Genomic DNA, 6,809 nt, shown 5'->3' with positions numbered 1-6,809 from the left:
GTGATAGGTATTGCAGCACTCCGGAGTCAGGAACACCCGACGCGCCACATTCCGTTCACCCCGCACGAAACCCGGGCACAGTGCCTCATAGGACTGATTGTGAGCCAGCACATCATAACGCGGACTGAGCACCACACCCGGAAGCGGTTCCAGATGATCCAGAATCACCTGAAGCTCTTCCGGCAGAGCGGTTCCCGCGTGCGCCGTAGGCACCGTCGGCACATCCGCAAGCCGATACAGATGCGCCTTCTCCGCCGCATCCAACGACAAAGTCCGCGCCACCGCATTCAACACCTGCACACTGACATTGATCTGGCGCCCCTGTTTGGAGTGTTCCCGGTTTCGTGGACACGGGGTCATGCCGCGATCTGACTGATTTCCCTGTACCCTAACGAATATTCTTGTGGCGTCAAATAATTGAGTGTTGAGTGCCTTCGTTGCGTGTTGTAATAGGATTCGATCCAGTCGAATGTCTCTCTCCTCAACGATGCCAGGGTCGGCCACGGACGGGTGTGTACCAGCTCCTTCTTGTAGGTCGCGAAGAACGATTCCGCGACTGCATTGTCGAAGCATGAACCTGTGCGGCCGAGTGAACGCCGGACACCATTCTTCCGGCAGAAATCAGCGAATTCCTTTGACGTGTACTGGGTGCCGCGGTCGCTGTGAAATATCACTCCCGCCGGTGGCCGGCGCCGCGCCAGGGCCGGAGGTCGAGACGCCGAGCAGTTCGGCCATCCGGGTCACGTCGAGACCGGCGCACTCTGCCGCCATGAGCTCGAACCTGCTCACTTTGGATGTCGTGCCGCAAAGTACGCCGAGGCTTTTTCCAGGAACACGATGTCCTTGGCTTGCTCGGCGACCTTCGCCCGCAGCCGCACCAATTCCGCGCGCTCATCGGCTGAAAGTGGCTGGCCACCACCGTCATCCGGAGCCCGACCACCGGTCTGGCCGGCCGCGGCCATACGGCGGCGTTCTTCGCGCACCCACTTGTGCAGCAGGTTCTCGTGCACGTCCAGCTCACGGGCGATCTCGCGCACCGGTCGACCGGAATCGATCACTCGATGCGCAGCTTCCACCCGATATTCAGGCGAATACGATCGACGCGGACCAGGCATAGTGAACATCCTTCCAGGGACCATCGGTCCCGCTATCTCAGATGTCCACTACTTCAGGGGAACCCCATAGAACGTGGCACCGTGCGGCGTGGGAATGACGGTGTGCGAGACCATGCCCCCATCATCACTCCCGTTCGGGGCTGGCCGACAGAAGTTCAATGGTAGAACTTCTGCTTCTGCACCAGCAGGATTCGGCTTTTTGCGACTCTCTTCGCTTACTTTCCCCTAGCAGCATAGATAGTCGCTAGCTATGGTCTAACGAATAGCGCTGTGCTGCATTGGATTCGGTCGAATTCGGCTGAAAACATGGAGCAAATGTGGAGTTCCGGACGGTCTTTTGCTCACACATGCGCGGCACGGGGACCACTGGACGAGCGCCATACCTCCTGGTGACTGGGCTCATCCCGCACGTGCGGGTGACCACCAATGCATCGCTGCTGCCGTCGTCTATTTTCCCGGCTCATCCCCGCGCGTGCGAGGAGTGTCAACGGCGCGCGGATACACGTGCCGTCGACAGGGATCACGCGACGTCGGCTGATTCGGCTCGCGTCCGCCACGCCGGCTGATCCCCGCGCGTGCGGGGAGCACGCGATGCCGTTCCACAACTTCACGATTCCGTTGGGCTCATCCCCGCGCGTGCGGGGAGCATGGAGTGTGTTCATCGCGTCCGCCCAGGCAACCTATACCTGTTTGGACGCCAAACAAGAGCATCCCCGCACATGCGGGGACATATTTTGACCCTATCCCGGGCATCGGAGAAAGTGTCCCGAGACGACGTGTAAACAACTGGGCTACGGCTCTGCACTCCACCGCCCGATAGGAAATCGCAGTCTCCGCCTATGGTGACAGCGCGCGTGCGGGGAGCACGTAGGTCCCGAGGATCCGGATAGGTGGTACGAGGGCTCATCCCCGCGCGTGCGGGGAGCACGTGGGGAGTACATCGCCGTTGTCCTCGTTGCCGGGCTCATCCCCGCGCGTGCGGGGAGCACTCGGCCGGCATCCGCTGGGCCGAGGTCGGGCTGGGCTCATCCCCGCGCGTGCGGGGAGCACCTTCACGGCCGTCCAGTGAACGTGGTCATGCTGGGCTCATCCCCGCGCGTGCGGGGAGCACCTGGTCGCGGGCGGAGTGCACACGTTCGAGGTGGGCTCATCCCCGCGCGTGCGGGGAGCACTTCGCCAGGATGCCAGATCCCGCGCTCAGTCCGGGCTCATCCCCGCGCGTGCGGGGAGCACTCCCACTCGTCGAATATCGGGACGCGGCGCGCGGGCTCATCCCCGCGCGTGCGGGGAGCACACGTTTCTGCCGCGTGCGTTCGACCAGGCGCTGGGCTCATCCCCGCGCGTGCGGGGAGCACGGTTTCATCGGACTGCCCACGCACGCTCCCGAGGGCTCATCCCCGCGCGTGCGGGGAGCACGGGCCGACGCAATCACTATCCGGCCGATCAGCGGGCTCATCCCCGCGCGTGCGGGGAGCACACGAGGATCAGGACGTGCGCCAGATCGGACATGGGCTCATCCCCGCGCGTGCGGGGAGCACACGGTGGAGGACACCGCCACCGCCCTCGGCATGGGCTCATCCCCGCGCGTGCGGGGAGCACCGCTGCTCGATATCCGTAACGCTACGTTGGATGGGCTCATCCCCGCGCGTGCGGGGAGCACCACCTGCCCCAACGCCCAGTTATATGCACCCCGGGCTCATCCCCCCGCGTGCGGGGAGCACTGTCCCACTTGGACGCGCGCGGCCGGTCTTCGGGGCTCATCCCCGCGCGTGCGGGGAGCACCGATCGACATACAAGGTTGCTGACCGCTGTGCTGGGCTCATCCCCGCGCGTGCGGGGAGCACACGGTGTTGCCGTTGATATCGCGCGCCTTGCCGGGCTCATCCCCGCGCGTGCGGGGAGCACGGGGAGCACACTTCTTGACCTGGCGGTTTCCCGACCGAATCACCGCTTCTCATTCGGTTTGCTTTGAGAGGTGCTCGGCCGCAAGATGTTTGCGCAATAGGCTCTATTTCGGTCTGAACTTTCGCCGGGCCACTCAGCGTCGCCAAACGACTTCGGACTGGTTCTCGGCAATGTTCGATGTCCGGTTGCCCCGCTTGAGCCGTACTTGGGCTGCTGGAGGCTGGTCGAACTCCTTTCAGACTGCGCCTCACCTGCTGAGAGCGCATATTCAGCGGCCACCTCCATGTCAGAACTCCCGGTTCTGGCACAACAGGACTTTCTGCGATTATCTTCGATTACATACTTCTACCAGCACGAATAGCCTTTGGCTATCATCCATCGAATTATGCTGTGCCGCATCAGATTCGGAGCGAATTCCGCTGAAAATAAGGAGTAAATACGGAGTTCCGTGTGTGGACAATCCTGTCCGGCACGGCGAGGATCATCCCTGCGTACGCGGAGCACGCACCACCTTGTCCAGGGCCGGACACCTTCACCGGATCATCCCCGCGTGCGCGGGGAGCACGTCTTCCGGGGGAAGAATCACCAAGCGGGCGTGCGGATCATCCCCGCGTGTGCGGGGAGCACCGACTTCATGCGGACCGTGCGAGGTTCGAACGGCGGCTCATCCCCTCGTGCGCCGGGAGCAGATGTCCGGACCTGGGCATCGCATTCCAAGGATCATCCCCGCGTGCGCGGAGAGCACGCCTTCGCGTTCGGCAGCACGATCCAGCGCAGCGCGATCGGAGGGTCTTTCTTGGGATTATCCCCGCGTGCGCAGGGAGCATTTGTGCGGCGGCACGACGGGACAGGTTCTTGGCGGATCATCCCGCGTGCGCGGGAGCACATCGACCTGTCCGATTTCGTCCGCGACGCCCTTGGATCATCCGTGCGTGCGCGGGGAGCACGGCTTGGCTTCCTCACCCGGCTCGACCAGCGGCGGTTCATCCCCGCGTGCGCGGGGAACACGAGTACGGGGCGTAGTTCACGATCCCAGTTGTGGGATCATCCCCGCGTGCGCGGGGAGCATGGTTACGCCCATCTCGCGAAGCTGGCGCCGCGGGGATCATCCCCGCGTGCGCGGGGAGCACGATCCTGTCGGGTATCTCGGATCCGTTGCGGCAGGGATCATCCCTGCGTGCGCGGGGAGCACTGCTGGGCCAGGCAACTGGGGTTGTCCAGGTTCGGATCATCCCCGCATGCGCGAGGAGCACCGCACCGCCTGTGCGACCAACGGCGGCCCGATCATCCCCGCGTGGCGGGGAGCACGGCGGTCTGCGCCAGCGACAGGTGCGACAGCGACGGATCATCCCCGCGTGCGCGGGGAGCACCTCACGGGCCGGAAACGCGCGCCGCATCCCGGTCGGATCATCCCCGCGTGCGGGGGGAGCACCAGGAGTTGGCGCGCTGGCTGGCCGAACACGTCGGATCATCCCCGCGTATGGGGGAGCACTCTTCCGCGATGAACGCCATCGCAACCTGCGGGGGATCATCCCCGCAGGCGCGGGGAGCACGGTCGCATCGACAACGTGTGGGCCACAAAGGAAGGATCATCCCCGCGTGCGCGGGGAGCACCCGGACCCCTTCTCGGGCTTCGCTGTCCGGCGCGGATCATCCCCGCGTGGCCGGGGAGCACGGACATCATCATCGAACGCGGCACAAAACCCGGATCATCCCCGCGTGCGCGGGGAGCACCCGGTCACTGCCGAGTTGATCAGTCCGATTGCCGGATCATCCCCGCGTGCGCGGGGAGCACACTTCTTGACCTGGCGGTTTCCCGACCGGATCACCACTTCTCATTCGGTTTGCTTTGAGACGCGCTCAGCCACAAGGTGTCTGCGCAACAGCCTCGATTTCGGTCTGAACTTTCGCCGGGCCACTCGCCGTCGCCAAACGACCTCGGACCGGTTCTCAGCGCTGTTCGATGCCCGGGATCATCCCCCGCGTACGCGGGGAGCACGGCCACGCCCGGAACCCGATGAACTCGGTGCCCGGATCATCCCCGCGTGTGCGGGGAGCGCATAGCCTTGGTCGTCGCTGACGAGCCCGCGGCAGATCACCCCGGGTGCGCGGGGAGCCCGCCGGTCGGAAGTGTGCTGCTCCCAGACATCCGGATCATCCTCACGTGCGAGCAGCGCTTCACCTCGCTGTTCTCGGCAGCCTTGGGATAGATCATCGAGTTCCGGCTTCACTGTGGACTTTTCAATCTGCCTCCGTCGTGCAATGTAGTAGACCGTATGCGGAATGTCTGATGTTGCATCGATCCCCTCGATCTGGGCGGATGTGTGTCGTCTCCAAAGTCGATCCCCGCGTGCAGGATCGGCGGTCGCGGAGCGCAAGCCCGTGCCGTCTTGATCGTCGAAATTCGGTTCGGTTATCAGAGGCTCCGCCTCTGCCTCCATCGGACACGCCGCAGGAATGCGGCGGACCAACAGCGACAGCGAGCATTGCAACGAGCGTGGCAGGGTGCGGCCGAACAAGGAGCGGCCCTCGTATGCGGGATGTGGATCCGGCGTTCGGATTGGCGCGACTTCTCGGCGCACTGGATTTCGGGTGTTTGGTTGGTTTCGGGGCGATAGGCTGCTTTGAATCTGCCTGTGTGTACCAGTGGAGAGGGATGAAATTCATAGGGGTGCACGGTGTTTGGCGGCTCATGTTTCCGATGGTTCGGTGGTTGAGAATCAGAGTTGCGGAGGGCTGGATGGTTATCTCACGTTCGTCGACATCGCGTGCTGATGGTGTTGATTGGCCTGTGGGGACGTTGATGGCGAGGTTGGGGGAAAGGTCCAGGCAGGACCTGCTCGGTCTGGCGTTGCCTCGTGAGGTTCCAGCGGGTGATGTTCTGATCCGTCAGGGTGAAGTGCGTAATCATGTTCTGCTGTTGCGCTCTCGGGAGGCGGCGTTGTCTGCGTGTGTGAAGATCAGTGCGGCTTCGCGCAGTGGTTATGAGACCCTGCTCGGGATTCGGGTCAGCGGGGATGTGGTCGGTGAGCTTGCGGCGCTGCGTGGTACGGCCAGAACAGCGACTGTGACTACCTGCACGACAACGCTCGTGCACAACATTCCGCACGGTTCGTTCATTGCTTTCCTGAACAGTCATGCTGATGCGTGGGAGGCGATGTGTCGGATGATCGCCGATCGGCTCGACTGGGCTAATCGTCGTCGTCTGGATTTCGCGGGATACGACGTTCCGAACCGGCTTGCCAGAGTCCTGCTGGAATTAGCTGAGCGGCACGGGTTTTCGACGGCCGAGGGGTATGAGCTCGGCGTTCGGTTGTCGCACACGGAACTGGGCAGACTCATCGGCGCTGGCGAGGATGCGATCGGGTTGGCGCTGCGACAGCTGCGTTCACAGGGCCTGGTGAAGTCTGCCTACCGCAACGTCACGATTAACGATCTTGATCGATTGCGCATGTTCGCCGACGACATCTGATTTGCGGTCGGAATCCTGAATTTTACGGGATCTTCGTACTGGACCCGTGTCACGCTCGTCTATGAGGAGCGGTGAGGCGGGCCAATCATCGTGCGCTCCAACATAGTTCAGGAAGGGGACCGGAATTGACCAGAGAAGTACCGTTTGGTCGCCGACTGTTGATGTCGGTCGATGCACGGGGGTACGGCGGTAGCGATGACCGCCGCCAGCAAGACATGCAGTCTGGTCTGCTGGCGGTATTGGACCAGGCGGCGTCGCGTGCGGGGCTCAACCGGTCCGCGTGGGCACGACAGGCTGGGGGCGATGGGGAGCTTGCT

At 63.5% G+C, this 6,809-nt stretch carries 4 protein-coding genes and 2 CRISPR repeat arrays; of the genes, 1 reads left to right on the top strand and 3 read right to left on the bottom strand.

Annotated elements, in window-relative coordinates; genetic code table 11:
• The 3 genes from ACWEO2_RS42405 to ACWEO2_RS42395 all read right to left on the bottom strand — a co-directional run.
• Positions 1 to 456 (bottom strand): MmyB family transcriptional regulator (locus tag ACWEO2_RS42405; protein WP_452410553.1); only part of this gene is annotated, 456 nt, incomplete at its 3' end.
• Complete coding sequence (locus ACWEO2_RS42400) at positions 357 to 701, bottom strand: integrase core domain-containing protein (protein WP_452410552.1); 345 nt, start codon at positions 699 to 701, stop codon at positions 357 to 359. The genes ACWEO2_RS42405 and ACWEO2_RS42400, both read right to left, overlap by 100 nt.
• An 84-nt stretch (positions 702 to 785) precedes the next feature.
• Positions 786 to 1,115, bottom strand: a complete 330-nt coding sequence (locus ACWEO2_RS42395; protein WP_452410549.1) for a transposase — start codon at positions 1,113 to 1,115, stop codon at positions 786 to 788.
• An 898-nt stretch (positions 1,116 to 2,013) separates the two neighbouring features.
• A CRISPR array of direct repeats spans positions 2,014 to 3,020; the repeat unit is 29 nt; unit sequence GGGCTCATCCCCGCGCGTGCGGGGAGCAC.
• A gap of 1,523 nt (positions 3,021 to 4,543) precedes the next feature.
• A CRISPR array of direct repeats spans positions 4,544 to 4,815; the repeat unit is 29 nt.
• A gap of 738 nt (positions 4,816 to 5,553) precedes the next feature.
• On the opposite strand from ACWEO2_RS42395, the gene ACWEO2_RS42390 reads away from it, so the two are divergent.
• Positions 5,554 to 6,492, top strand: a complete 939-nt coding sequence (locus tag ACWEO2_RS42390) for a Crp/Fnr family transcriptional regulator (RefSeq protein ID WP_452410548.1) — start codon at positions 5,554 to 5,556, stop codon at positions 6,490 to 6,492.
• The last annotated feature ends 317 nt before the right edge of the window (positions 6,493 to 6,809 follow it).

The sequence above is a fragment of the Nocardia sp. NPDC004278 genome (assembly GCF_053602975.1).
The sequence above is the reverse complement of the archived record's forward strand: the minus strand, read 5'-3'. Positions and strand labels throughout refer to the sequence as shown.

Excerpts from the sequence above, each read along its gene's own strand:
- ACWEO2_RS42395 (WP_452410549.1), bottom strand. The coding sequence starts at position 1,115 with ATGCCTGGTCCGCGTCGATCGTATTCGCCTGAATATCGGGTGGAAGCT.
- ACWEO2_RS42390 (WP_452410548.1), top strand. The coding sequence starts at position 5,554 with ATGCGGGATGTGGATCCGGCGTTCGGATTGGCGCGACTTCTCGGCGCA.